At 64.2% G+C, this 24,578-nt stretch carries 14 protein-coding genes; 4 read left to right on the top strand and 10 right to left on the bottom strand.

Features of this window, described 5'->3' with window-relative positions; genetic code table 11:
• Positions 1-6 precede the first annotated feature (6 nt).
• Complete coding sequence (map, locus tag ACFQ6H_RS01000) at positions 7-771, bottom strand: type I methionyl aminopeptidase (protein WP_378536551.1); 765 nt, start codon at positions 769-771, stop codon at positions 7-9.
• A 49-nt stretch (positions 772-820) separates the two neighbouring features.
• Between map and ACFQ6H_RS00995 the strand changes: the two genes are divergently transcribed.
• From ACFQ6H_RS00995 to ACFQ6H_RS00985, 3 genes are all read left to right on the top strand, one after another.
• Complete coding sequence (locus ACFQ6H_RS00995) at positions 821-1,090, top strand: helix-turn-helix domain-containing protein (protein WP_003943854.1); 270 nt, start codon at positions 821-823, stop codon at positions 1,088-1,090.
• A gap of 82 nt (positions 1,091-1,172) precedes the next feature.
• A complete protein-coding gene (locus tag ACFQ6H_RS00990; RefSeq protein WP_378643389.1) occupies positions 1,173-4,427 on the top strand; it encodes an arabinosyltransferase domain-containing protein in 3,255 nt (1,084 codons plus the stop codon).
• 73 nt (positions 4,428-4,500) lie between these two features.
• Positions 4,501-7,803, top strand: coding sequence for an arabinosyltransferase domain-containing protein (locus ACFQ6H_RS00985; protein ID WP_378642832.1), 3,303 nt, complete (start codon positions 4,501-4,503; stop codon positions 7,801-7,803).
• Here ACFQ6H_RS00985 and ACFQ6H_RS00980 read toward each other — a convergent pair.
• On the bottom strand, positions 7,800-8,750 hold the full coding sequence (locus tag ACFQ6H_RS00980) for a DMT family transporter (RefSeq protein WP_378642829.1): 951 nt from the start codon (positions 8,748-8,750) through the stop codon (positions 7,800-7,802). The genes ACFQ6H_RS00985 and ACFQ6H_RS00980 overlap by 4 nt on opposite strands.
• A 73-nt stretch (positions 8,751-8,823) precedes the next feature.
• On the opposite strand from ACFQ6H_RS00980, the gene ACFQ6H_RS00975 reads away from it, so the two are divergent.
• Positions 8,824-9,735: a LysR family transcriptional regulator gene (locus ACFQ6H_RS00975; protein WP_378642826.1), complete on the top strand. Its 912-nt coding sequence runs from the start codon at positions 8,824-8,826 to the stop codon at positions 9,733-9,735.
• On the opposite strand, the gene ACFQ6H_RS00970 is transcribed toward ACFQ6H_RS00975, so the two are convergent.
• From ACFQ6H_RS00970 to ACFQ6H_RS00935, 8 genes are all read right to left on the bottom strand, one after another.
• Positions 9,732-11,273, bottom strand: a complete 1,542-nt coding sequence (locus tag ACFQ6H_RS00970) for an acyl-CoA carboxylase subunit beta (protein ID WP_378633665.1) — start codon at positions 11,271-11,273, stop codon at positions 9,732-9,734. The genes ACFQ6H_RS00975 and ACFQ6H_RS00970 overlap by 4 nt on opposite strands.
• Entirely contained in the window at positions 11,270-16,231 is a 4,962-nt protein-coding gene (pks13, locus tag ACFQ6H_RS00965) for a polyketide synthase Pks13 (protein ID WP_378642822.1), read from the bottom strand. The genes ACFQ6H_RS00970 and pks13 overlap by 4 nt, the downstream gene beginning before the upstream one ends.
• A 37-nt stretch (positions 16,232-16,268) precedes the next feature.
• Entirely contained in the window at positions 16,269-18,158 is a 1,890-nt protein-coding gene (gene fadD32 / locus ACFQ6H_RS00960) for a long-chain-fatty-acid--AMP ligase FadD32 (protein ID WP_378536540.1), read from the bottom strand.
• A gap of 182 nt (positions 18,159-18,340) precedes the next feature.
• Positions 18,341-19,336, bottom strand: coding sequence for an LLM class F420-dependent oxidoreductase (locus ACFQ6H_RS00955; protein ID WP_378642817.1), 996 nt, complete (start codon positions 19,334-19,336; stop codon positions 18,341-18,343).
• A 205-nt stretch (positions 19,337-19,541) separates the two neighbouring features.
• A complete protein-coding gene (locus ACFQ6H_RS00950) occupies positions 19,542-20,495 on the bottom strand; it encodes a cutinase family protein (protein ID WP_378536536.1) in 954 nt (317 codons plus the stop codon).
• 9 nt (positions 20,496-20,504) lie between these two features.
• Positions 20,505-21,056 carry a DUF732 domain-containing protein gene (locus ACFQ6H_RS00945; protein ID WP_317553625.1) on the bottom strand — a complete coding sequence of 184 codons (552 nt, stop codon included), beginning with the start codon at positions 21,054-21,056 and terminating at the stop codon, positions 20,505-20,507.
• A 106-nt stretch (positions 21,057-21,162) separates the two neighbouring features.
• Positions 21,163-23,046 carry an alpha/beta hydrolase-fold protein gene (locus ACFQ6H_RS00940; protein ID WP_378642808.1) on the bottom strand — a complete coding sequence of 628 codons (1,884 nt, stop codon included), beginning with the start codon at positions 23,044-23,046 and terminating at the stop codon, positions 21,163-21,165.
• A gap of 252 nt (positions 23,047-23,298) precedes the next feature.
• Positions 23,299-24,309 (bottom strand): alpha/beta hydrolase family protein, encoded by a 1,011-nt coding sequence (locus tag ACFQ6H_RS00935; RefSeq protein WP_230817654.1) that lies wholly within the window; start codon positions 24,307-24,309, stop codon positions 23,299-23,301.
• Positions 24,310-24,578: the final 269 nt, after the last annotated feature.

The raw sequence follows: 24,578 nt of genomic DNA, 5'->3' as shown, positions 1-24,578 counted from the left end.
GGTTGATCAGCGAGTCATGATCACCGGACCGTCTTCGGTGATCGCGACCGTGTGCTCACTGTGCGCAGCCCTGGCGCCCGAAACGGTACGAAGGGTCCACCCGTCGGCGTCGTGCCGGTAGTCGTCGGTTCCGTCGGCGATGAGCATCGGTTCGATGGCGATGACCAGGCCGGGACGCAGCCGGAAGCCTTTGCCTGCTCGACCTTCGTTGGGCACGTCCGGTCCTTCGTGCATCTCACGGCCGATGCCGTGACCACCGTGATCGGCGAGCATGCCGTATCCGAGGCCGCGCGCGTACTGTCCGATCGCGGCACCGATGTCGCCCAATCGGTTTCCGGGCTGGGCGGCGGCGATCCCGCGGGCCAGTGCCTGATCGGTCGCGTCGATCAGTGCCTGATCCTCACTGCTCCCCTGCCCGACAGTGAAGCTGATGGCGGAGTCGCCGCACCATCCGTCGAGTCTCGCACCGCAGTCGATGCTGACCAGGTCACCGTCACGGAGTCGGTACCCATTCGGGATACCGTGCACCACAGCATCGTTCACGCTCGCACAGATGGCACCGGGGAACGGTGTCGGCGCCGTTGCCGGCCGGTAGTTCAAGAACAGTGCCGAGGCACCGGCCGCCGAAATAACCTCCGCGGCAACGGCGTCCAATTCGAGCAACGTCACCCCGACGCTCGCCGCCTCACGCGCTGCAGCCAGAGCCTGCGCCGTGATTCTTCCCGCCGCCGCCATCGCGTCGATTTCGCCTGCGGTCTTGATTTCGACCATCTCGAACACCTTCCTTGTCGAATAACTATACCGGTATTACTATAAGCACATGGTGCGCGTACCGCTGACGGCGGAAGAACTCGAACGAGGACTACGACTGGGTGAACTCCTGCGATCAGCACGGGGAGACCGAAGCATGGTTCAGGTAGCGCTCGACGCCGGCATCTCGGTCGAAACGCTGCGCAAGATCGAAACCGGCCGCATCGCGACACCCGCCTTCTTCACCATCAGCGCGGTCGCGGAAGTGTTGGGTATTTCACTCGACACCATCGCCCGAACACTTGAAACACCACAATCCGAACAGGAAGTTGCATCCTGAGTAGTTCTCTCAGGATGTGCGGGCCCACACTCGCCTAACATCGTTCCTTGTGCCGTCTGAAGTAGTAGTGCCCCCGAAACCCGTGCCCACTGGCCCCGAAGCTCCCCGAGAATCGGATTCCCAGAGAGTCCGGACGGCACGACTCATCGCGATAATCACCGGCCTTCTGGGCCTGCTTCTCGCACTTGCGACGCCGTTCCTGCCCGTCAAGCAGGAAGCCGCAAGCATCGACTGGCCGCAGGGTGGGACCGTCAACAGCGTTTCGTCACCGCTGATCTCCTACTCGCCCACGTCGCTGGACATCACCATCCCGTGCTCGACCCTCGACCAGTTGGGCGGCAGCGGCGGCACACTGCTCTCGACCATGCCGAACGGGGCGCCGGACCGAAACGCCCGCGGCCTCACCGTCCGCACCACTGCCGACCGCCTCGAAGCACTCACTCGCGATTCGGTTCTGATCTCGGTTCCGCTCGATCAACTCAGCGGATGCACCGCGCTCACCATCACGACCAACTCCGAGCAGACCGTCGCGGCCGTCACCGGTGTCGACGGCGTCAGCACCACCCTGACCGGCGACTACCGCCCACAGGTTGTCGGCATCTTCACCGACTTGCAGGGCGCAGCGCCCGCCGGACTGTCCGCCCACATGGACGTCGACTCCCGGTTCTCGTCCAGCCCCACACTTCTCAAACTGTTCGCGATGATCGTCGCGGCACTCTCGACCATCGTCTCGCTGTACGCACTGCACCGGATCGACGGCGTCGACGGCCGTCGTGCGCGGCGCTTCCTGCCGGCGCGATGGTGGAAGTTCACCGGCATCGACGCCCTGGTGATCGGCACGCTGGCGCTGTGGCATGTGTTCGGCGCCAACACTTCCGACGACGGTTACCTGCTCGGCATGGCCCGAGTCTCGGAGCACTCCGGGTACATGGCCAATTACTTCCGCTGGTTCGGCGTCCCCGAAGCGCCGTTCGGTTGGTACTACGACGTGCTGGCGCTGTTCGCGAAGGTCAGCACCGCGAGCATGTGGATGCGCCTGCCCGCGTTGATCGCCGGCATTCTGTGCTGGATGGTCATCAGCCGCGAGGTGATACCGCGACTCGGTGTTGCGGTGCGCCGCAACAAGGTTGCCATCTGGACTGGCGGGCTCGTGTTCCTGGCCTTCTGGTTGCCGTACAACAACGGCCTGCGTCCCGAGCCCATCATCGCCCTCGGCGCTCTGCTCACCTGGTGCTCCATCGAACGCGCGATCGCCACCGGACGTCTGTTGCCCGCCGCGATGGCCGTGCTGATCGCCGCATTCTCGTTGGCCGCCGGGCCTTCCGGTCTGATCGCGATCGGCGCGTTGATCGCCGGCGCCCGGCCGATCCTGCAGATCCTGATCGCCCGCGGCAAGCGTGTCGGCTTCCTGTCCCAGATCATGCCGATCCTCGCGGCCGGAACCGTGGTTCTCGTCGCGGTCTTCGCAGATCAAACCCTCGCGACAGTTCTCGAGTCGACGAGGGTGCGAACGGCCGTCGGGCCGAACGTTCCGTGGTTCGAGGAACGGTTGCGTTGGGACGCATTGATGACCATCTCCCCCGACGGTTCGTTGGCGCGCCGCTTCGGCATGTTCGTCATGATTGTCGGGCTCGTCTTCTGCGTCATGATGATCCTGCGCAAGGGCCGGATCCCGGGCACCGCGATCGGGCCGTCGCGCCGGATCCTCGGCATCGTGTTCGCGTCACTGCTCCTGATGCAGTTCACCCCCACCAAGTGGACTCACCACTTCGGTGTGTACGCCGGTCTGGCCGCCACGGTTGCCGTGCTCGCCGCCGTCGGCGTGAGTGCGTCGAGCATGCGTTCGAAACGAAACCGCGCGCTGTTCGCCGCGGGCATCCTGTTCATCCTCGCTGTGGCGTTCACCAGCTCCAACGGCTGGTGGTACGTCTCGAGTTACGGCGTCCCGTGGTGGGACAAGCCGCCGTCAATCGCCGGCAAGGGATTCTCGACGGCCTTCCTCGGTCTGACGATCCTCGCGCTGCTGTTGGCCGCGTGGTACCACGTCATGGAGCCGCGCGAGCGAAACGGTGCGGAAGACAGCGTCAAGAAGACAAGGCGACTTCGCCTTCTCGCCCCGTCACCGTTGACCATCGCGGCCGGAGCCGTAGTGCTGTTCGAGGTGCTGTCCCTACTCAAGGGAGCCGTTGCTCAGTACCCCGCGTATTCGATCGGCAAGTCCAACATCGAATCCGTCTTCGGCGGAAGCTGCGGTCTCGCGGGCGAGGTACTCGTCGAGTCCGATCCGAACGCCGGCGTTCTGCAATTGACGGATCGGCCCACCGATCTCGCCGGCGCGGGTGCGTTCGGCGCGAGTGAGTCGACCGGATTCTCGCCGGACGGAGTCGCCGGCGACCTCACAGCCGACGCAGAAGACTCGACGGCAGGCAGTGCAAACAGCCTCGACACCTCGACCTCGCAGTCCGGCACCACCACGCCGGGAACCGGATCCGGCACCGCCGGTGGCTCGCAGTCGACGGCAGGCGTCAACGGCAGCAACGTCGCACTCCCGTTCGGGCTCGACCCCGCAAAAACCCCGGTGCTCGGTAGTTACGGGGCGGCGCAGGCCGCTGCGCTGACCACCGGTTGGTACTCACTGCCCGAGCGCAACGACGCCGCACCGCTCCTGACCGTCGCGGCCGCCGGACGCATCCGCTACGTCAACTCCGACGGCATCGTCACCCCCGGTGCGGTCCTGCAGGTCGAGTACGGCAAGAAGCAGGCAGACGGGAGCGTCGACGCGCTGGGACGTGTCGATCCGATCGACATCGGCCCGTCGCCGTCGTGGCGCAACCTGCGCGTTCCGATGGATCAACTGCCCGCCGACGCCGACACCGTGCGTCTGGTGGCCAGTGACACCGACATCAGTGCAGATCAATGGTTGGCGGTGACACCGCCGCGAGTGCCGACCATGCGCACACTGCAGGACGTCGTCGGATCCACCGATCCGGTGCTGATGGACTGGGCCGTCGGACTGGCCTTCCCGTGCCAGCGTCCGGTGGATCACCTGTACGGCATCGCCGAGATCCCCGAGTGGCGCATCCTGCCCGACCGCATCGGCGCGGAGTCCACCAACGCCTGGCAGGACCACTACGGCGGCGGACCGCTCGGCTGGACCACCGAACTGCTCTCGGCCAGGGCATTGCCGACCTACCTCGACAACGACTGGGATCGGGACTGGGGTTCGCTCGAGCAGTACACACCGCTCGATTCGGACGCAGTTCCCGCGCAAATGAACGTCACCACCGAGACGCGTTCGGGCACCTGGACGCCGGGCCCGATTCGTTACCAGTCGTAACTGTTACGCGTGGACCTACCAACCACCTGGGCACGGTAGGTCCACGCTCAGCCCTGACATACCATCGGTAGCCGTGCCCGACGCAGTGACAGCTTCACCTCAGACTTCGAGTTCGCCGCCTCCTGCTGGTCAGGATGCCCGCGAGCGTTTCCATCGCACTCGATGGGTTGCGATCATCGCCGGCTTGCTCGGCTTCGTGCTCGCACTGGCAACTCCGCTGCTTCCCGTCGTGCAGACGACGGCGTCGGTCAACTGGCCGCAGAACGGCGTGATCGGTGACGTCGAGGCACCTCTGATGGCGCAGGTTCCCATCGACGTCAACGCGTCGATCCCCTGCAGCGCGGTCAGCTCGCTGCCCGAGGGCGGCGGCATCCTGCTGTCGACGGCACCAGCACAGGGCGACGGCGCTGCACTCTCGTCGATGTTCGTCCGGGTGTCCGCGACCAGCGTCGACGTGCTCGATCGCAACGTCGTCGTCGCTTCGGCGGCGCGCGAGGACGTCGAGTCGAGTCGCTGCGGCGCCATCGCGTTCAGTTCTGACGTCAACCGGACCACGGCAGAGTTCGTCGGTCTGACCTATCCCGACGGCAATCCGATTCGTGGTCAGCTCGACGGAGACTTCCGCCCGCAGGTGGTCGGCGTCTTCAGCGACCTGCCCGACGGCGCTGCTCCCGAGGGCCTCGGCTTCTCGATGACGATCGACTCACGTTTCTCGTCGAGCCCCAGCGTCTTGAAGCTGGTCGCGATGATCGTGGCCGTCCTCTCGACCATCGTCGCTCTGGTCGCCCTGGCCCGCCTCGACGGCACCGACGGCCGCAAGCACCGACGCTTCCTTCCCGAACGCTGGTGGAAGTTCTCCGGCATCGACGGGGTTGTGGTCGGAACGCTGGTCGTCTGGCACTTCATCGGCGCGAACACCGCCGACGACGGTTACCTCCTCACCATGGCCCGAGTCTCGCCGGACGCGGGATACATGGCCAACTACTTCCGTTGGTTCGGCGTTCCCGAGGCCCCGTTCGGTTGGTACTACGAAGTACTGGCCGTAATGGCGAAGATCTCGACCGCGAGCCCGTTCATGCGTCTGCCCGCTCTGCTCGCCGGAATCCTGTGCTGGATGGTCATCAGCCGCGAGGTCGTCCCGCGTCTCGGCCGGGCGGTTCGCCGGAGCAACGTCGCCCTCTGGACCGGCGGGCTGGTATTCCTGTCCTTCTGGCTGGCATACAACAACGGTCTTCGCCCCGAGCCCATCGTGGCTCTCGGCGCACTGCTCACCTGGTGCTCCATCGAGCGCGCCATCGCCACCGGACGCCTTTTCCCTGCGGCGACCGCGATCTTGATCGGCGCCTTCACTCTTGCCGCCGCGCCCACCGGATTGATGTGTATCGCAGCCCTTCTCGCCGGTGTCCGCCCACTGGTGCGCATCGTCGTCAAGCGTCACCGGCTGGTCGGCACACTGCCGCTTCTCGCTCCGATCGCCGCTGCCGGAACCATCGTGCTGGTGGTCATCTTCGCCGATCAGACCTTCGCCGGCGTCATGGAAGCCACCCGCGTCCGAACGATCATCGGCCCCAATCTCGAGTGGTATCAGGACTTCCTGCGCTACTACTACCTCTTCGTCCAGACGGTCGACGGCTCGGTTGCCCGACGCTTCGCGTTCTTGACGATGATCCTGTGCCTCTTCACGACACTCTTCGTGTTGCTGCGCCGCGGCCGCGTCCCCGGCGCCGCGACAGGTCCGTCGTGGCGCCTCGTCGGCGTCGTCTTCGGCACGATGTTCCTGATGATGTTCAACCCCACCAAGTGGACTCACCACTTCGGTGCGTACGCGGGCATCGCCGGTTCTCTCGCCGCGCTGACCGCCGTCGCCGTGTCCGCGTCGGCCCTGCGCTCGCGTCGTAACCGATCGGTGTTCGTGGCCGGACTGCTCCTGATGCTGGCGTTGACGTTCGCCGGCATCAACGGCTACTGGTACGTCTCGAGTTACGGCGTGCCGTGGTTCGACAAGACCATCTCCTACGACGGCCGTGAATCCAACACACTGTTCCTCGCACTCTTTGCTCTCGCCTTGGCTTTTGCCGCGTGGCAGTACCTGCGTGAGGGATTTGCCGCCCCGCCCGAGAAGCCGAACACGGCCAAGGGCAGACGAATTCGCAAGTTCGCGGCCGCCCCGCTCACCGTGATTGCCGGTCTGATGGTCCTCTTCGAGGTGCTCTCCCTACTCAAGGGCGCAGTGTCGCAGTACCCGGCGTACTCGCTGGGTCGAAGCAACATCGAGGCACTCGCGGGCAAGACCTGCGGCATGGCCGAGGACGTACTGGTGGAGACCGACGTCAATTCCGGGAATCTGCGGCCACTGACCGCTCCCGGATTCAACGCCGAGGATCCGCTGTCCGGAGTTGATTCGAAGGGCTTCTCCCCCAATGGGGTTCCCAGCGATCTGACTGCGGATTACATCGAGGTCAAGCAGGGCATGGGCAATACCGACAACCAGAGTGTCGGCCCCAGCTTCGCCACCGGCTCCGGTGCCGGAACCAGCGGCGGCACCGGCAACGTCGGCGTCAACGGCAGCACGGCCAAGCTCCCCTTCGGTCTCGATCCTTCGAAGACGCCGGTCATGGGCAGCTACCAGCCCGGCGTACAGGAACCCGCTTCCCTCATCTCGAGTTGGTACGGATTACCCACTCGCAGTGAGGAATCACCGTTGGTGGTCATGTCCGTCGCCGGGCGCGTGTGGTCCGTCGACAACACCGGTGCCATCACGTACGGCCAGTCGCTGCTGGTCGAGTACGGCAAGACTCAGCCCGACGGAACCGTGCAGGTCCAGGGTTCGTACATGCCGCGAGACATCGGACCCGCACCGTCGTGGCGCAACGTCCGTATCCCCATCGACGAACTCGCGCCGGACGCCGACGCCGTTCGCGTGGTCGCGTTCGATCCCAACCTCACTGGCGATCAGTGGATGGCATTCACGCCGCCGCGCGTGCCCAAGCTCGAGTCCCTGAACTCGTACATCGGCAACGAGCAGCCGGTTCTCCTGGACTGGGCTGTCGGCCTTCAGTTCCCGTGCCAACGTCCGTTCACGCATCAGAACGGCGTGGCCGAGATGCCGAACTTCCGCATCCTCCCGGACCGGCCCCTGGCCGTCAGCTCCACCGACACCTGGCAGTCCGCGGACAACGGCGGCCCGCTCGGGTTCACCGAGGTCATCGCCGGGGCAACGACGGTTCCGACGTACCTGAAGGACGACTGGGCGCGGGACTGGGGCTCACTCGAGCGCTACGACCGGTACTTCCCGAATGCTGTTCCGGCAGAGGTGGAGACGGGCACCGCAACCCGCTCGGGCATGTGGATGCCCGGCGAGATGCGGGTGCACTAGCCGGCACTACCTACTCGGGTGACTGCTCGGGTGCGACGTACGGAGACGGCCGAGACCGCTCCGACAACGACGACGCACCCGAGTAGCTGCCCGATACCGGGCCGTTCGCCGAGCAGCACAACCGCCAGCAGTACGGCGAGTACCGGTTGCATGAGCAGGAGCGTCGCGCCCACCTCGGCGGGAAGTCGAGGGAGCGAGTGCCCCATCAGCATCCAGCCGAACACCTGGCCGACCAGCGCCAGTGCCGCGAGCCAGCCGAATGCTTCCCAACCCGGGACGAAATCGATCCGGCCCCAGAGTGATCCGATGACGGACCCGGCGATGCCCGCGGACGTCGTCGAGATCAACACCTGGCTCGCTGCCCGATCCGCCTCGCCCGTACGGCCGACCACGAAGATGTAGCCGCCGTATGCGATTCCGGAGACGAGCGAGAGCGCCGTTCCCCACAGCACGTCGTCGCCGGTTTCCCCACCTCCGAACACGCCGCCCGCCAAGGCAATTCCCGTGAACATGAACGGTAGGGCGAACACGAAGCGCATCGGAACCCGATTGCCGAATACCAACCAGGACAGTGCGGGCACGACAACCACCTGCACGTTCACGACGACGCTCGCCATCCCCGCGCCGATCATGAGAATCGACTGCGACCACAACGCGAAATCCAGTCCGAGCAAAAGACCGCCCAGCACCTGCAGAACGACTGCCCGCCGGCTCGGCTTGCCCACCCGGCGGTATTCCCGCCACGCCAACCACGCCAGTGGCGGCAAGGCCAGGAAACAACGGAAGAAGACGGCCGTCGAGGGCCCGACATCGGCCAGCTTGATGAGGAGCGAACTGATCGAGATCGCGGCCGCGCCTCCGACGACCAGCAATCGAGGGTCGATGCGCCCCTGAGGAGTACGGGCATGGGTCGGTGTGTGCGTGGTCGAGGAGGTCAGAATGGTCACTCGACAATGTTCCTGCCGCTAACTATTCAGCACAAGCAATTGTTCAGACCGTATATTCGGTAGTATTACTACCGTGTTGAATCTCGAAAGACTTCGCGCCCTGCACGCTGTCGCCGAGAACGGATCAGTGGCGGCAGCCGCCCGCACCTTGCATGTCACACCATCCGGAATTTCGCAGCAGTTGAATAAACTCGAGCGCGAAGTCGGTGTTCCGCTCCTCGAACCGCAGGGCCGCGGTGTGCGACTCACCGAAGCGGGCCGAATCCTCGCTCGCCGAACCGCAGAGGTTCTCTCGACGCTCGCCCAGGCCGAGGCGGAAATCGCGTCGCTGCAGAGCGAGGTGACGGGCCGCGTGCGTATCGGAGCCCTGGTCTCCCCCAGCAGGACAGTGCTGCCGCGAGCCATCGCCGAGATCAGGCACGCGCACCCCCAGCTCGAAATCACCTTCAACGAAGGCGAATCCGAAGAACTGCTCCCCGCACTGATTCGCCGCGACCTCGACGTCGTGGTGGTCGACAGTTGGAGCACTCTGCCCGTCGAACTTCCCGACGGACTCTCCTTCACGCCTGTGTACGACGACGTGGCGCTGCTCGCTCTCCCGGCGTCACATCCGCTGGCGGAGAACAAGGTTGTCGCGCTCAGCGAACTGTCCGAACATGCCTGGGCTACGTGGACACGGGGAACGGATTTTCACACCTTCACCGTCAGGACCCTGCGCGCGCAGGGGTTCGACCCTCGAATCGAGTACGAGGTCGCCGAGTTTCCCACCCAGGTCGAATTCGTCGCTCAGGGCCTCGCCGTCGCTTTGATTCCACGACTGGCGAGAGTTGTACCACCGGAAGGTGTTCGAATGCTCGACACGGCCCCGCCGCTCAGCCGAGACATCTACCTCGCCTGGCGGACCGACAGCGAGAGGCCCGCCGTCCTGGCGACGATAGAAGCGCTACGCCGCCAGTTCGACGCCCTCGGTGACAAGAAGAATTAGAGCGGCATCAAGTTGTGCTTGCGCGGGTTCTTGAAGATCGTCTTGTCCTTGAGCAACCTCAGAGCCTTGCGGATTTCGAGACGCGTCTGCGAAGGCTCGATCACCGCGTCGATGTATCCGCGCTCAGCCGCGATGTACGGCGTCGCGACGAACTCGTTGTAGAAGTTGATCAGCTGAGCACGCACCGCGGGTGCGTTCTCGCCCGCCTCGGCGAGCTGACGACGTCCCATGATGTTGACGGCACCCTCGGCACCCATCACGGCGATACGTGCCGTCGGCCATGCGAGGTTGATATCGGCACCGAGCTGCTTGCAACCCATGACGGCATAACCGCCGCCGTACGCCTTGCGAACCACCACCGTCACCTTCGGGACAGTAGCTTCGATGTACGCGAACAGGAAACGCCCGCCACGCTTGATGACACCGACCTTTTCCTGATCGACGCCGGGAAGGAAGCCCGGTGTGTCGACGACAAAAACGAGCGGGATGCTGAAAGCGTCGCACAGGCGCACAAAATGGGCAGCCTTGTCGGAGCTGTCTGCATCGAGGGCGCCACTGAGGTACGTGGGCTGGTTGGCCACGACACCGACGGGCAGGCCGTCGACGCGGGAGAACCCGGTGATCACGTTGTGCGCGACCTGGGCTCCGATTTCGTGGAAGGTTCCGTCGTCGAAGATCCGCAGAATGATGTCGTGCATGTCGTAGCCGGCGTTGTCGGCATCCGGCATGAAGGCGTTGAGTTCGAGATCCGACTCGGTGATCTCGGGTTCGAGGCCCGGGTTGATCAGCGGCGCCTTCTCCGTGCACGAGGACGGCATGAAGCTCAGGTACTCACGGACCCAGTCGAATGCAGCCTTCTCGTCGGGAGCGACGTGATGGATGTTTCCGTACTCCGCCTGCTTGCGTGCTCCGCCCAGATCCTCGAGGCTGACCTCTTCGCCGGTGACCGACTTGATGACGTCGGGTCCGGTGACGAACATGTACGACTCTTCGGTCGCGACCACGACGTCGGTGTTGATCGGTGCGTACACGGCACCGCCGGCGCACTTACCGAGGATGACCGAGATCTGCGGGCAGACGCCGGACAAAGGCTCCTGACGTGAACCCATGTTGGCGTACCAGGCCAATGAGGAAACGGCATCCTGGATTCGAGCTCCACCGGAATCGTTGATACCGACGACCGGGCAACCAACCTTCAGCGCAAAATCGTTGACAGCTGCGACCTTACGGCCGAACATCTCTCCGGCGGCACCGCCGAACACAGTCTGATCGTGCGCGAACACGGCAACCGGCCGCCCCTCGACGGTTCCGTGACCGGTCATGACGCCGTCGCTGTACGGATTGTCCTCGCCCGCCATCTTCACCAGGGCGCCGACCTCGACGAAGCTACCGGGATCGAGCAACATGTCGATGCGCTGGCGCGGCGTACTGTGCCCTGCTGCATCGCGCTTGGCAATGGCCCGAGCCGAGCCGGGTTCCTTTGCCTTCTCCAACTTTTCGCGGAGTTCAGCGAGCTTCTCCGCGGTGGTTGTCGTCACTTCTGAACTCCGGTTTCCGATGCTTTGGTCTGGGCTGTCTCGATCTGGGCCAGCTTTGTGGTGAGGTCTGCCGCGACCTTCGCGATGTACGGCTCGTCGACGATCTGCAGGTGATCCCCGCCGATGTAGACGACCTCGAGGTTCTTCACGTAGTCACCCCAACCACCGTCTGCCTTGCGGGTCTTGAATGCAGGCTCGAGCGTCATCAGCTCGTCGTGGTACTTGTCGGCCATGTAGAGCACGACGTCTCCGTCGTAGCTGCTGAACGCGGCAGTCTGGATGGCGCGGTTGTCCAACCAGGACGTCCGCTGATGCTCGATGATGCCGCCGGGAATCTTGGCGCCGCTCATCTTGATCATGTCCATCAAGATCTGGATCTGATCCTCGTCGGCTTCGGTGGAGGCCAGAACGTCAAGCGGCAGCGGAACATCCAGGTTGTAGGTGCGCTTGGCGAACTTGCCGTAGCGCTCCCAACGCTTGCGACGTTCCTCCTCGGTGTCCGGCACGACCTCGCCGGCCATCACGGTGTCGAGAAGTCCGACCACACGCACGTCGGCGCCCTGCTCACGCAACAACTTCGCGACCGCATACGACATCACGCCGCCGAACGACCAGCCGCACAGCACGTACGGCCCGTCACCCTGGATCTCGCGAAGCAGCGGAACGTAGGCAGCAGCGCGGGTTTCGATCGAGCCCTCGACCCGCTCGAACCCGTACATCGGCGTGCCGGCAGGCAGGCGCTTGAGCAAAGGCTCGTACGTCACCGTCGAACCACCGGCAGCATGGAAGACGAATACCGGTACGGCCGTGGAACCTTCAGGACGGGCACGCAGAGTACGAACGAGTCCGTCGATCTTTCCGTCGTCCTCGAGGTACTGGCGAACGACGTCCGCAAGCTCTTCGATGGTGGTGGAGTCGAGAACGTCGTCGAGAGTGATCTCGCCGCCCGCACGCTCGGAAAGCCGAGCAGCAAGCTTCTCGGCGACCTCGTCACCGACGATCGGCAGATCGTTGAAGATGCCCTTGGCCGACTTCCCGGTGACGACGGCCCACGTCGCAAACGTCAAGCGCTCGGCCGCATCTCGCGGCGGAACGTCGGAGCCGGCATCGTCGGCAGTTCCGGCACGCGAAGGATCGGCGGGCGCGGCAGCCGGTACAGCCGCCGCAACGGGAGCAGTGGCAGGTAATTCCGTCGCCACCTCGGCGGGAGCAGCGTCCTCGTCGTCAGCAGCATCGGCCGCCAACTTCTCCGCGGCCTGCTTGTCGGCCATCGCCTGAACCTCTTCGCGATTGTCGATCGCGTAACGCAGGTACTTGTTGACCTCGTTGAGGCTCGCGTCCTTGACTGCTTGGAGCTGGAGCTGAGGAATGTCGAACTCGTACTCGACGCGGTTCTTGATACGCATCGCCATGAGCGAGTCGAGACCCAGTTCGATGAGCGGAACCTCGGCCGGAAGATCCTCCGGCGAGTACCCCATCGACTCGGCGACAACGATCTTGAGGCGGTCGTCGAGGCTCTGCGAACCGTTCGGATCCCACTTGTCTCCGGCGTCTTCGACGACCTCGGCCAGGGTTTCCATCGTTGCGCTGGTCTTGACCGGCGCGCTGACGACCAGCTCGGGCAGCGGCTCACCGGACGTGACGACGGCGTCGAACAGCAGACGGAACGTAGCGCCCTCACGAGCGTGCACCTGCACCGACGCTCCACCCGGGTGCGGGTTGAGTGTCGTCGTCAGGGTCGCGGCACCGGCCAGCTCACCGTGCGGAACAGCGGCGGTCAGAGAGACATCCGAGAGCACCTGTCCGGCAGCAGCGCTCACCAGCACCGCCAGGTCGGTGACGGCGGACGCGTCGACCTCCCACACGTGGCGGCCGTCGGGCAGAGCGACGTGCGAACCGGGAACGCGAGCCGAACCACCGGCACTGACGCGAATGTCGAGCCAGTACGGCTTGCGCACGAACGCGGTACGCGGAACTGATGCGAAATCGCCTGCGGGAAGCAGAGATTCGAGATTCACGGCATGGCCGTGCACGTACAGCTGCGCGAGAGCAGCAAGCACACCTGCGGACTCGTCTTCCTTACGCTTGAGCGTCTGGATGAGCTCCATGTCGTGCAGGCCCGAATCGAAAGCAGTGGCCGCCACCGACATCAGCGTCACCGGGTTGGGTGCAAGCTCGACAAAAGTGGTGTGGCCGTGGGCAACTGCACCGCGCACCGCATTGGTGAAGTACACGCTGTGGCGAAGACCCTTGACCCAGTACGCCTCTTGATGGATCGGCTCGTGACCGGGACGGTAGAAGGTGTCCTTGTCGACGGACGAGTAGACGCCGAGCTTCAACGTGGTCGGCTCGATACCGGCCAACTCCGCGGCGAGTTCGCCGAGCAACGGATCTACCTGCGACGTATGGCTGGCGCCCTTGGTCTGCAGGACACGCGCCATCTTGCCGTCGGCCTCGGCGGCAGCGACGATCGCCTCGATGTCCGGCTGCGGTCCACCGATCACCGTGTGCGTCGGAGCTGCGTAAACGCAGACCTCGAGCTTGGGGTACGTGGGCAGCAGCGCCTCGATCTCGGATGCGCTGTACTCGAGCAGTGCCATCAGACGGATGTCGTCACCGACAAGTGCGCCCTCGGCCTCACCCATCAGCCGTGAACGTGAACAGATCACGCGGACAGCGTCTTCCAGGTTCAGACCGCCGGAAACGTACGCGGCAGCGGCCTCACCCATCGAGTGCGGAACCACGGCTTCGGCCTCGGCTCCGTGGTGGCGCAGCAACGCAGCCAGACCGACCTGGATGGTGAAGATTCCCACCTGTGCGGTCTCGACGTTGTACTCGATCGAATCGTCGAGGAACATCTCGACCATCGAGTAACCGGCCTCGTCCTGGATCAGCGCGTCGACCTCGTCGACGGCTGCCTTGAAGGCCGCGTTCTCCGTGTACAACTGCTTGGCCATCTTGCGGTGCTGCGAGCCGAAGCCCGAGAACACCCACACCGCACCCTTGGGCGACGGCGAGTCGGCCGAGAAGACGCCCTGGGCCGGCTTGCCCGCGGCGACAGCGCGCAGCGAGCTGATGGCCTCGGACCGCGTCTTCGCCACAACAGCGGCGCGCGAGCGTCCGTGGTTGCGACGCGAAAGTGTGCGGGCGACGTCGGCGAGGGGCGTCTTGCTTCCCTCTTCGGTCTCGAGCCAGTCGGCCAGATCGGCAGCTGCGCGGCGACGACGCGAAGGCAGCGCGCCGGACACGGCCAGCACAACCGTGATCTCGTCCTCTGCTGCCGGTTCGTCCACGACCGGGGCATCCACAACCGGTTCTTCGACGACGGCGTCGGCAGGCACGTATTCCTTAACCACGACGTGGGCGTTGGTTCCGCCGAAACCGAAGCCGGAAACACCGGCGACGGCCTTACCGGTGTAACGCGGCCAGTCGGTGGCCTCGGGCGTCACCTGCAGGTGCGCCTTCTCGAAGTCGATGTGCGGGTTGGGGCCCAGGTAGTTGATCGTCGCGGGAATCTTGTTTTCCTGCATCGCCAGAACGACCTTGATCAGGCCGGCGGCGCCTGCAGCTGCTTCCAGATGCCCGAAGTTGGTCTTCGCGCTACCGAGCAGTGCCGGCTTGTCGTCGTCACGGCCACGACCGACAACTCGGCTGAGAGCGTCGGCCTCGATGGGATCACCGAGATCGGTACCCGTTCCGTGAGCCTCGATGTAGTCGACGGTGGTCGGCACGATGCCGGCGTCGCGGTACGCGAAACGCAACACGTCGGCCTGGGCATCGGGGTTGGGCGCGAGCAGACCGTTGGAACGGCCGTCCTGGTTGATCGCGGATCCGGCGATCACCGCCAGGATGGAATCGCCGTCACGCTCGGCGTCTTCGAGGCGCTTGAGCACAACGAGTCCACCACCCTCGCTGCGAACGATTCCCTGAGCCTGAGCGGAGAAGGCACGCAGTTTGCCGTCGGGAGCGAGCATCCCGGTCTGATCGAAACCGAGAGTTCCGGGAGGGGCCAGCAGCATGTTGACGCCACCGGCCAGCGCGATGTTGGAATCGCCGCTGCGCAGCGAGCGCACAGCCTCGTGAACGGCAACCAGCGAAGACGAGCACGCGGTGTCCAGAGCGATGGACGGTCCACGGAAATCGAAGAAGTACGAGACCCGGTTCGCGACGATGGCCGTCGACGTTCCGGTCAGCGCGTACGGGTGCGCCGTCGTCGGATCACTGACCGCGAGCAGCTGGTAGTCGTTGGCGGAACTGCCGATGAAAACACCGACCTGCTTGCCCTTGAGCCCACTGGCCGGAATGCGAGCGTGCTCGAGTGCTTCCCACGCGAGTTCGAGAGCGAGGCGCTGCTGCGGATCTACGTTGACGACCTCGAGCGGAGACATCGCGAAGAACTCGGCGTCGAAACCCTTGACGTCGTCGAGGTACCCGCCCTTGGTGTTGGCGTTCTCGACCGCAGCCTTGATGGCGGGGTCTGACATGAACTCGGCCCAGCGGTCCTCGGGGAGGTCGCTGATGCCGTCGCGTCCGGCCGCCAGCATTTCCCACATGTCCGAAGGCGTGTGCCCGGCACCGGGGAATCTTGTGGAGAGTCCGACGATGGCGATGTCGTGAGCGTCCGTCGCGGCGCCTGAGACGTAGTACGACGCGTCGATGGTCTCCTCCGGCGCCTCGGGCTCACCTTCGATGATCCGAGTCGCCAGCGAAGCGATGGTGGGGTGTTGGTAGGCAACCGTGGCGGTCAGCGTGACGCCGAGCAGATCCTCGATGTCGCCGCTCAGCGCAACTGCGTCGCGTGAAGCGAGCCCGAACTCTTCCATCGGGCGGTCGTCCGTGATCGTCGACACCGGCTGACCGGTCGCGTTGGCGATCCAGTTGCGAAGCCACTCACGCAACTGCGCGACACTCATCTCGCTCACAACGTCTTTGCTCTGCGCACCATCTTGTTCAACCATCAACTCACCAAGCCACCGATCATGAAGGGACTGCTCCTCAAACGCTATCGGGGAATGCGGTCTGCTGATAGCCGCCTCGCAACGTTCCCTCGATATAGCTCGCTTTACACGCGCGGCGAGCGATCTTGCCGCTGGACGTACGCGGAATCGAACCGGCAGGAACGAGCAGGATGTCTCGGGCCGTGACGCCGTGACGGGAAGAAATCGCCGCACGCACGGTGTCCGCGATCGGCTGCGGATCCGCCTTGCCTGCACCAGGAGCACGCTCGGCCACGATGACCAGCTGCTCCGAGGAATCGTCGTCGTCGAACTTCAGACCCGAATGCGTGTTGGAGAACACGACAGAAGGCAACTGGTTGGCCGGTACGGCAAACGCAGCGATGAATCCGGGACGCAGAGCGGGGCTGGCTTCCTGAGCCGAAGACTCGAGGTCCTGCGGGTAGTGATTGCGGCCGTCGACGATCACGAGGTCCTTGACGCGACCGGTGATGTACAGCTCGCCGTCGACGTAGACGCCGAAGTCGCCGGTACGCATCCAATTGGCATCCGCCGGTGTGCCCTCGGTGTGGCTGTCTTCGCTCAACCGGTTGTCCAGCTTGTTGTGGAAGGTCTCGGCCGTCTCGTCGGGGCGTCCCCAGTAGCCGATGCCGATGTTCTCGCCGTGCAGCCAGATCTCGCCGACGTGATTGTCGGGAACCTCGGTCAGCGTCTCGGGATCGACGATCGCCGCCCACTGACTGCGCGAGACGTACCCACAGGAGACCTGCGCGATCGCGTTCTCGGAGTACTGGTCGACGATGACCATGCGGCCCTTGTTGAGTTCCGTGCGGTCGACGTAGATGACCTTGGCCTCGTCGGAATGCTTGGTGGAGGAGACGAAGAGCGTCGCTTCGGCCATGCCGTACGAGGGCTTGATCGCAGTCTTGGGCAGACCGTACTGAGCAAAAGCCTCGTTGAACTTGCGCATCGACGACGTCGTGACCGGCTCACTGCCGTTGATCAGTCCGATGACGTTGCTCAGGTCGAGTGTCTCGCCGTCCTTCGGCAAGCCGCGTGCGGCAGCATGCTCGAACGCGAAGTTGGGAGCAGCAGCAAAAGTGCCGGCGCCGTCGGACACCGCAGCAAGTTCCTTGATCCACCGGTACGGCCGCTGCACGAAAGCGCGCGGGCTCATGATGGTGATGTACTTGCCGCCCAGAGCAGGCAGGATGACCGTCAGCAGGCCCATGTCGTGGAACAGCGGCAGCCACGTGACGCCGCGTGAGTCCTCGTTGAGCTCGATGGAATCGACCATCTGGAGCGCATTCGTTCCCACAGCGCGGTGGGTGATCTCCACACCGGCGGGAACTCGGGTCGAACCGGAGGTGTACTGCAGGTACGCGATGTCGTCGAGCTCGATGTCGGGGCGAACCCACGTTTCACCGACGGTGTCGGGAATCGCGTCGACGGCAATGATGCGCGGTCGCTCGGCAGCGGGAAGCGAGCGGAACAACTGACGAACACCGGCTGCCGACGATGCGGCAGTCAGAATCGCGGTCGGCTTGCAGTCACCGAGAACAGCGTGGAGACGGTCGCTGTGACCGGGCTCGTCCGGATCGAAGAGCGGCACCGCGATGGAACCGGCCTGAATGGCCGCGAAGAACGAAATGACGTAGTCGAGCCCCTGCGGCGCAAGAATCGCAACACGGTCCCCGCGCTTGGTGACCTGCTGCAGACGGGCTGCAACAGCCCGCAGACGCACACCGAACTGCTCCCAGGTCAGCTCCAGGGCTTCACCGTCACGCTCGCGTGAGTAATCGATGTACCGATACGCGAGCTCGTCCGCGTTGACACGCGAGTGTTGCTCGACGTAGTCGACCAGCGTGAAGCCTGGTTGCAGGCGGATCTGGCCCTTCTCGTCGAGAAAGCCATCGAACAGCGCGTTCATTCCATCTCCTCCGAAGCGATCACACAAGCACTGTCCTTCATGCCTGCGCCCCAGACTTCCTTCGCTCTCTCGGGTCCATCTTCGATCAATCGAATCGCACTTTGTGCGCAACTCACCTGAATCACTTCATCGATCCCAAACCATCGATATGTTACAGATTCGCATCGTCCGTATTCTCCGGCCTACTCGCCCGCCAGTAACGGGATGATCGGGGCGAACGCTTCCATCTGCGTCGGGAAGACCCCGACGTACGACATCGACGTCTTTTCGCGGACCAGTCGAATCTGGTCTGCGATTTCCTCGAAAGTGCCCACAGCCAGGTAGGGAGAGTTCAGCAACTCCTCCACGCTCAGCTTACGATCCACTTCGATGTTCGGCGGAAAACCTTGTTCCAGAGCGGCGATTGCCATCTCGGCAGCCTGCTCTCGATCGTCGGTGATCATGATCATGGTGATGGTCCAGTTGAGTTCGATCTCATCGAAACGCTCGCCGGCGGCTTCGCGGATCCGCTCGACACGTTCGATGGTCTTTTCCATCGTGATTCCGGAGAGCAGAAGGCGCCCGTCACGGTTGGTCGGTGTGGCGACCGAGATGATGTCCGCGTACTTCGCCGCGAGAGCTAGCATCTTCGGGCCGCCGCCGCCCACGATGATCGGTGGCCGCGGGCCCTGCCGCGGTCGGGGGCTGCCTTTGAGGCCGCGCACCTGATAGTGCTTGCCTTCGAAAGTGCATTCCTGCCCGCGCAGCAGAACGTCGAGAATCTGCAGAGACTCCTCGAGCTTCTCGATACGAACGCCCGGGCTCTCGTATGCGATGCCGCCCTTGTCGAACTCTTCCTTCATCCAGCCCGCACCGATGCCGAGTTCGAGTCGGCCGCCGGACAGCACATCGATCGTCGCCGCGTCCTTCGCCAGTACAGCTGGATGGCGGAAGCCGTTGGCCAACACGGCGGTGCCGAGACGGATCTTGTCCGTGGCCACCGCGAGCGCTCCGAGAGCGGCGATCGGGCCGACCTGATTACCCAGGTGATCCGGAATCATGAACGAGTCGTAGCCGAGTTCCTCGGCCTTCTGCGCAAGCTTGACGAAACGTCGCGCACCACCCTCTTCGGCGTTGCCCTCGCCACCGGCCGCAAACCGGAATTTGCGTCGGGCATCGCTGCCGTGGGTGGAACTCATATATCGATCTCCTGTGATGGACACGTACGTCGTACTCGAACTAAAAACTCGGACAAACCGAACCTACTCGCCAGTCACTTACGTGACAGCACTGTAGAGGAAGCCCCCGGACCGTGCAGCACTCTACCGGGACCAAACGAGCAGATTACCCGCGAGCGAACTCCCGAGACGCCCGATTGTGACGAATCAACAGTGCGGCGGTGACTCAACTGTGGGGCGGCGTCGGCGCGGCGTCGATCTTCTCCGCAGCCCACTGTGCCATCCACTGGGTGGCCGTCGTGCCGTTCGGATCAACTTGGAAGGAGTTGTACATCGCGTGCACAGGATTGTTGTAGTACTCGAGCAGTCGCGGTGCCGAACTCAACCAGTTCGTCGGATTGAGAGCAGCGGCCGGAGCGTCGCAGATACCGTCACTGGGCGCACAGATCTGATAGGTCCGGTCGTTGAGGTCACCGAAACCGCCAGGCCTCGGGCCGGTCATCGTGAGACCGGGAAGCTTCAGCCCGTTCAGCGACAACTCGGCGCCGACACCGGCAACGCTTGGGCCAACGGTGTTTCCGAACGCCGGATCGCGCCGACCGTCGGCAATCAAGCCGACGCCCAGAACCAGATCGGCAGGCACCGCGCCGCTGCCGTCACCGATACTCGCTGCGACGTCACCCGCGATCACCGCTCCCTGGGAGAATCCGGTCAGGACGTAGCTCGTGAGCGGGCACTCGGCGTGCCGCTTGATCAGAAAGTCGTTAGTCGCAGCAGTTCCCGCGGCCCGACTGTTGTTGTAGGACTGCTGTCCGTCCGGCGGGATCGCAACCGGATTCGAAAACTGTGCGACATACGGAACGGTGTAGACGTCGGCCCGTGAAGTATCGAACTTCTCCTGCAGAGGACGGGTCACGTTCAGCATCAACGACGCCGGATTGGCCGTCGGGTTGTACGGGTCGTCGGTAGCGCTCGACTCCCACGTACCGGGTATGGCTACCACCTGGACATCGGGGCAACTGGCCGGCTGAGACACCGGAGGCTCCGGACTCGGCGGGATCGGAGTCGGCGAAGGCACCCGCCCGGCCAGGATGTACCAACCGCCGATCACGACCGCTGCGACCACAAGAATGATCAGCAGCGGGATCAGGCACCCACGACGCTTTCCAGACCTCGCCATTTCCCGCTCCTACTTGCAGTAGGTGGCGTTGGCGACGTCGATGTAGATCTGAGCGTTCGCACCTGCCTGATCGGGAGTGATCTGCTTGCCTTCCGCCGACGCTTCCTGGCCGACGAAGGCGGTCACGAAGGTCAGGACCTCGTCGTCGGTCTGAGGACCGGCAGCGCAGATGTAATTGGCCGTGTTGACGGCGATGCTGCCGTCACCGGCCGGGGTGATGCCCTTCGCCTTCAGTCCGTCGAGGAATTTCTGTGCCTCGGGGCTGACCTCGACGACTGTGGGACCCGGGAAGCCCTCGATGCTCTGCGGCTGTTCCGGCGGCGCGGTGGCCGCGGCTCCCGGACTGGTGGGCGCGGCCGATGCCGTCGTGGTCGCCGAGGCGGACGCAGACGCCGAACCGCTCGAGGACGAAGCCGCAGCGGACGTCGTGGTGACCGGATTGGAGGTTGCAGTGGAGTCGTCACTACCGCACGCGACAAGTGCGCCACCCGTGGCGAGCGCCAGGGCGCCGACCGCGATCGCGCGTGCACAAGTGTTTCGGTTACCCGAGAAAAGCGACATCAATGTCCGTCCTTGCCTTCAGTCGAAAGTCCATCAACAGGTTACGCAACGCACGCGGGCGGGCACCGATCCGTGATCGGGCCCGCCCGTCGTGCACCACTGTGAGTTAGTGAACTTCTGTCTTGTCACCGATCACCGTGATGTAGCCGAACTGGAAGTTCTGCTGGACACCACCGGGAATGTCGAACTTGTCACTGATCGGGAATCCGAGTCGTCCACCTTCGTATCCGACGCTCTTCCAACCGTCGAAGAGCGGGCCGTTCTCGACGGACCAAGCACCGGTGCCGGGGCTCCAGTAGATGTTGCCGCCCTCGAACTCGGTGAAGCGTCCGTTGTCCTTGATCGGAACCTCGTTCGACTTCGGGAATCCGAGCCAGCCGTTCTCCCAGCCGAGTTCGCCGTACTTGCCCATGATCATTCCGAGAACCGCGTGAGTTCCGTTGGCGCTGCTGTACATTGCGCCGATCTCGAATCCCTGGACCTTGCCGGGCTTGCCGGGGGTCGCGATCTCGTCGGCGGTCGGGTAGCCGAGCGGGCCACCTTCCCATCCCTGTGCGGACCACTCGGCGAGGATGTCGCCGCTGACGGGGTGAGCGCCGGTCTGCGGGGTCCAGTAGATGGAGCCGTTCTGGAAGTGGTTGAAGCGTCCGCGTCCGTCGGGCGTACCGAGTTCGGGTGTACGCGGGAAGCCGAGCGGGCCGGCCGCTGCTCCGGTGTTCATGTACGCGCCGGCGATACGACCGGCGACAGGCTGAGCGCCCGTTCCACTGGTGAAGTAGATGCGACCGTTGCGGAAGTCCTGTGCCAGGCCACCCGCGACGCTGTACTCGGGCGTGATGCAGTCGCCGATCCAACCGTTGGCTGCAGCCGTCGCACCGATTTCACCCGACGTGCCGCACGCCGGCTTCTCGACCTCGACGCCGATGGCGTTGGCCAACTGCGGCCACAGCTGATGAAGCTCGAACTGCCAGTACGGCCACGAGTGGGTACCGGACGGGCGGTAGTTGACCTGCGCGGGGATTCCCAGCTGGTTCAGCTTGGTCGCGAAGGTCTGCGAGGTCAGGCGAGCGAGGATCTCGAGGCCCATGCCTGCGTAGTTGGTGCTCACACCGGGAATTCCCGACGGCTGGTCGTACGGGCCGGTCGTACCGCTACCGCTGGAGACGTACAGGCTGACGCCCTTGAGCTTCTCGGCGAGCGCGTACGGATCGTGTGCAGCCCACTGCGCGTTGGACGGCGGTCCCCACATCGCGGCCGAGTTGTATCCACCGGCGTCGGTCATCGCGAACTGGATTGCCTGAGGCATGCCGAGCGAAGTGGTGGTGAGGATGCCGGACAGCGAAGCCGCGAACTTGAAGAAGCCGGGGTTACGCGCCGTGAGGAACATCGCGGACGTTCCGCCCATCGACAGTCCGACGACTCCGCGCGTCTGCGTGGTGCGCCAGTCCTTTTCGAGGATGGAGGGCAGTTCCTTGGTCAGGAACGTCTCCCACTGGTAGTTCTTGCCGTTGTCGGGCTGGAGCCAGTCGGAGTAGAAGCTGGATTGACCGCCGACGGGAAGAATGACGTTGACGTTCTTGTCGGCGTAGAAGGACTCTGCGTCGGTTTCGTAAGTCCAGGCGTTCTCGTTGTCGGTCGCGCGAAGACCGTCGAGCATCCAGACCGAGGGGAAGCTGGCCGACGGATTGACGTTCCAATCGCGGGCCAAGAGGATCTGCACCTGAATCGGGATGCCCATCGCGGGAGAGTTCACCCACAGCGCGACGCGACGCTCACTGAGCCAGTCGACCTTCGTGACCGCTGCGCCGGTGGGGTTCTGGGTAGCGGCCGGTGCGGCCTGAGCAGGTGCCGGCGCGGCTGCCGCGGTTCCAGCCGTCGTCAAGCCCGCGGCGATCGGCAGAACCAGCATCGCTGCCAGTGCGCCGACGACCTTTGTCCGGAAGGTTGCCCGGGACCGGCGACGGTCCTCCGTGGCAAGGCCTACTCGCATGAGCTCACTCTCTTTCCTTACGTTCGGTCCGCGCGTCGATCGTGGAGCCGCCTGAGCGGCCAGACCCCCGTTGAAACTATTTCTACACGCAAACGATCCCCGCTTGGGGTAGCCGCGCTGTTACTGGTGGTGCAATTGTTACTGACATCCGGCGCTCGTGCAGCACCTGAATACACAAGTGCCGTCCCGGTTCTCCTTCGAGGAGTCCGGAACGGCACTGGTGAAGTGACTAGGTCACGGGATCGCGCACGATCACCAAGCGTTCATGGTGTCGAGGATCTGGCCGCGAGCCTTCCACAGCTCTGCCGACCAGTACGGCCACGAGTGCGTTCCGTTGGACGGGAAGCTGTAGGTGGCCGGGATACCCAGCGAGTTCATGCGGATCTGGAATGCACGGGTGTTGACCAGGGCGAGAGCTTCGAGGCCCATGCCGTTAGCCGTGTTGTAGTAGTCGATCGGTGCGCGCGGGTGGTCGTATTCACCCGGCAGGCCGCTTGCCGACGAGATGTACATCGACAGGCCCTGCAGACGCGGCGCGAAGACGAACGGGTCGTTGCGCAGCCAGGACGGGCTCCACGGCGGTCCCCACATGGAGTCGACGTTGAAGCGACCGGCATCGAGCATTGCGACGCGGATTGCCTCGCGCATGCCGGGAGCCGAGATGTTCAGGTAGCCCGACAGCGAACCGGCGAACTTGAACTGGTCACGGTGGTAAGCAGCCAGCGTCAGAGCGGCGCTGCCACCCATCGAGAGACCGAGAACCGCGTTGTTGGTGGGCGAAACGCCGTAGTTCGCGAGGAAGTTGGGGAGTTCCTGCGTGAGGAAGGTTTCCCACTTGTACGTGATCTGCTGGCCGTTGAAGTTCGACGGTGCATACCAGTCGCTGTAGAAGCTGGACTCGCCACCGACGGGCATCACGAGGGTGATGTTGTCGTTGCGGTACTGGTCCATCGCATTGGTCTCGAAGCTCCACGCGTTGGCGTCGTTACGCGCACGCAGGCCGTCGAGGAGGTAAAGAGCAGCGTTTCCGCCGCGAGCGGCCCACTGGACCTGGACCTTGATGTTGCCCATCGAGGAGGGCACCCACAGCTCGTCGTATCCGCCCGACTGGACGGTGCGGCTGGGAGCAGTGTGCGCGGGCGCAGCAGAGGCGACAGCACTACCGGCAACACCTGCAGCAAGGGGAAGCACAAGTGCTGCGGCACCGATGGCCAACGCTCGGTGCTTGAGGCGCTGGGTCAGCCTCTTTCTGGCAAAACGCATGGATACTGCTCTCTCTCTTCGTCTGCGGCACCCACTCGGTGAGTGGTTCCGGCGGATTCCGTCGGGGAACAGGCTTTTCTGCCAGCCTGAACGAGTTCAGGTCGGCAGCGGACCTCTTCCAAGTCACACTGCGCTCGCTGGACTTTATGTCACAGGTTCAGCTGTGACAAATAGACAGACCGTTACGTCCCAGTCCGCGAGCGACACCGTCGTCACCCCTGGGGGGGGCGATTCAGGTTAGGTGAATCGTCTTCGAGTACATCGTGGCC

Origin of the sequence: Rhodococcus sp. NPDC056506, from assembly GCF_042794945.1 — a bacterium.
Taxonomy (GTDB): domain Bacteria; phylum Actinomycetota; class Actinomycetes; order Mycobacteriales; family Mycobacteriaceae; genus Rhodococcus_F.
This window is presented reverse-complemented; position numbering and strand designations above follow the sequence as displayed.

Bases quoted from the DNA above. Each gene is read 5' to 3' on its own strand.
- pks13 (WP_378642822.1), bottom strand. From the start codon at position 16,231: ATGGTTGAACAAGATGGTGCGCAGAGCAAAGACGTTGTGAGCGAGATG.
- ACFQ6H_RS00995 (WP_003943854.1), top strand. From the start codon at position 821: ATGGTGCGCGTACCGCTGACGGCGGAAGAACTCGAACGAGGACTACGA.
- fadD32 (WP_378536540.1), bottom strand. From the start codon at position 18,158: ATGAACGCGCTGTTCGATGGCTTTCTCGACGAGAAGGGCCAGATCCGC.
- ACFQ6H_RS00950 (WP_378536536.1), bottom strand. From the start codon at position 20,495: ATGGCGAGGTCTGGAAAGCGTCGTGGGTGCCTGATCCCGCTGCTGATC.
- ACFQ6H_RS00935 (WP_230817654.1), bottom strand. From the start codon at position 24,309: ATGCGTTTTGCCAGAAAGAGGCTGACCCAGCGCCTCAAGCACCGAGCG.
- ACFQ6H_RS00955 (WP_378642817.1), bottom strand. From the start codon at position 19,336: ATGAGTTCCACCCACGGCAGCGATGCCCGACGCAAATTCCGGTTTGCG.
- map (WP_378536551.1), bottom strand. From the start codon at position 771: ATGGTCGAAATCAAGACCGCAGGCGAAATCGACGCGATGGCGGCGGCG.
- ACFQ6H_RS00945 (WP_317553625.1), bottom strand. From the start codon at position 21,056: ATGTCGCTTTTCTCGGGTAACCGAAACACTTGTGCACGCGCGATCGCG.
- ACFQ6H_RS00940 (WP_378642808.1), bottom strand. From the start codon at position 23,046: ATGCGAGTAGGCCTTGCCACGGAGGACCGTCGCCGGTCCCGGGCAACC.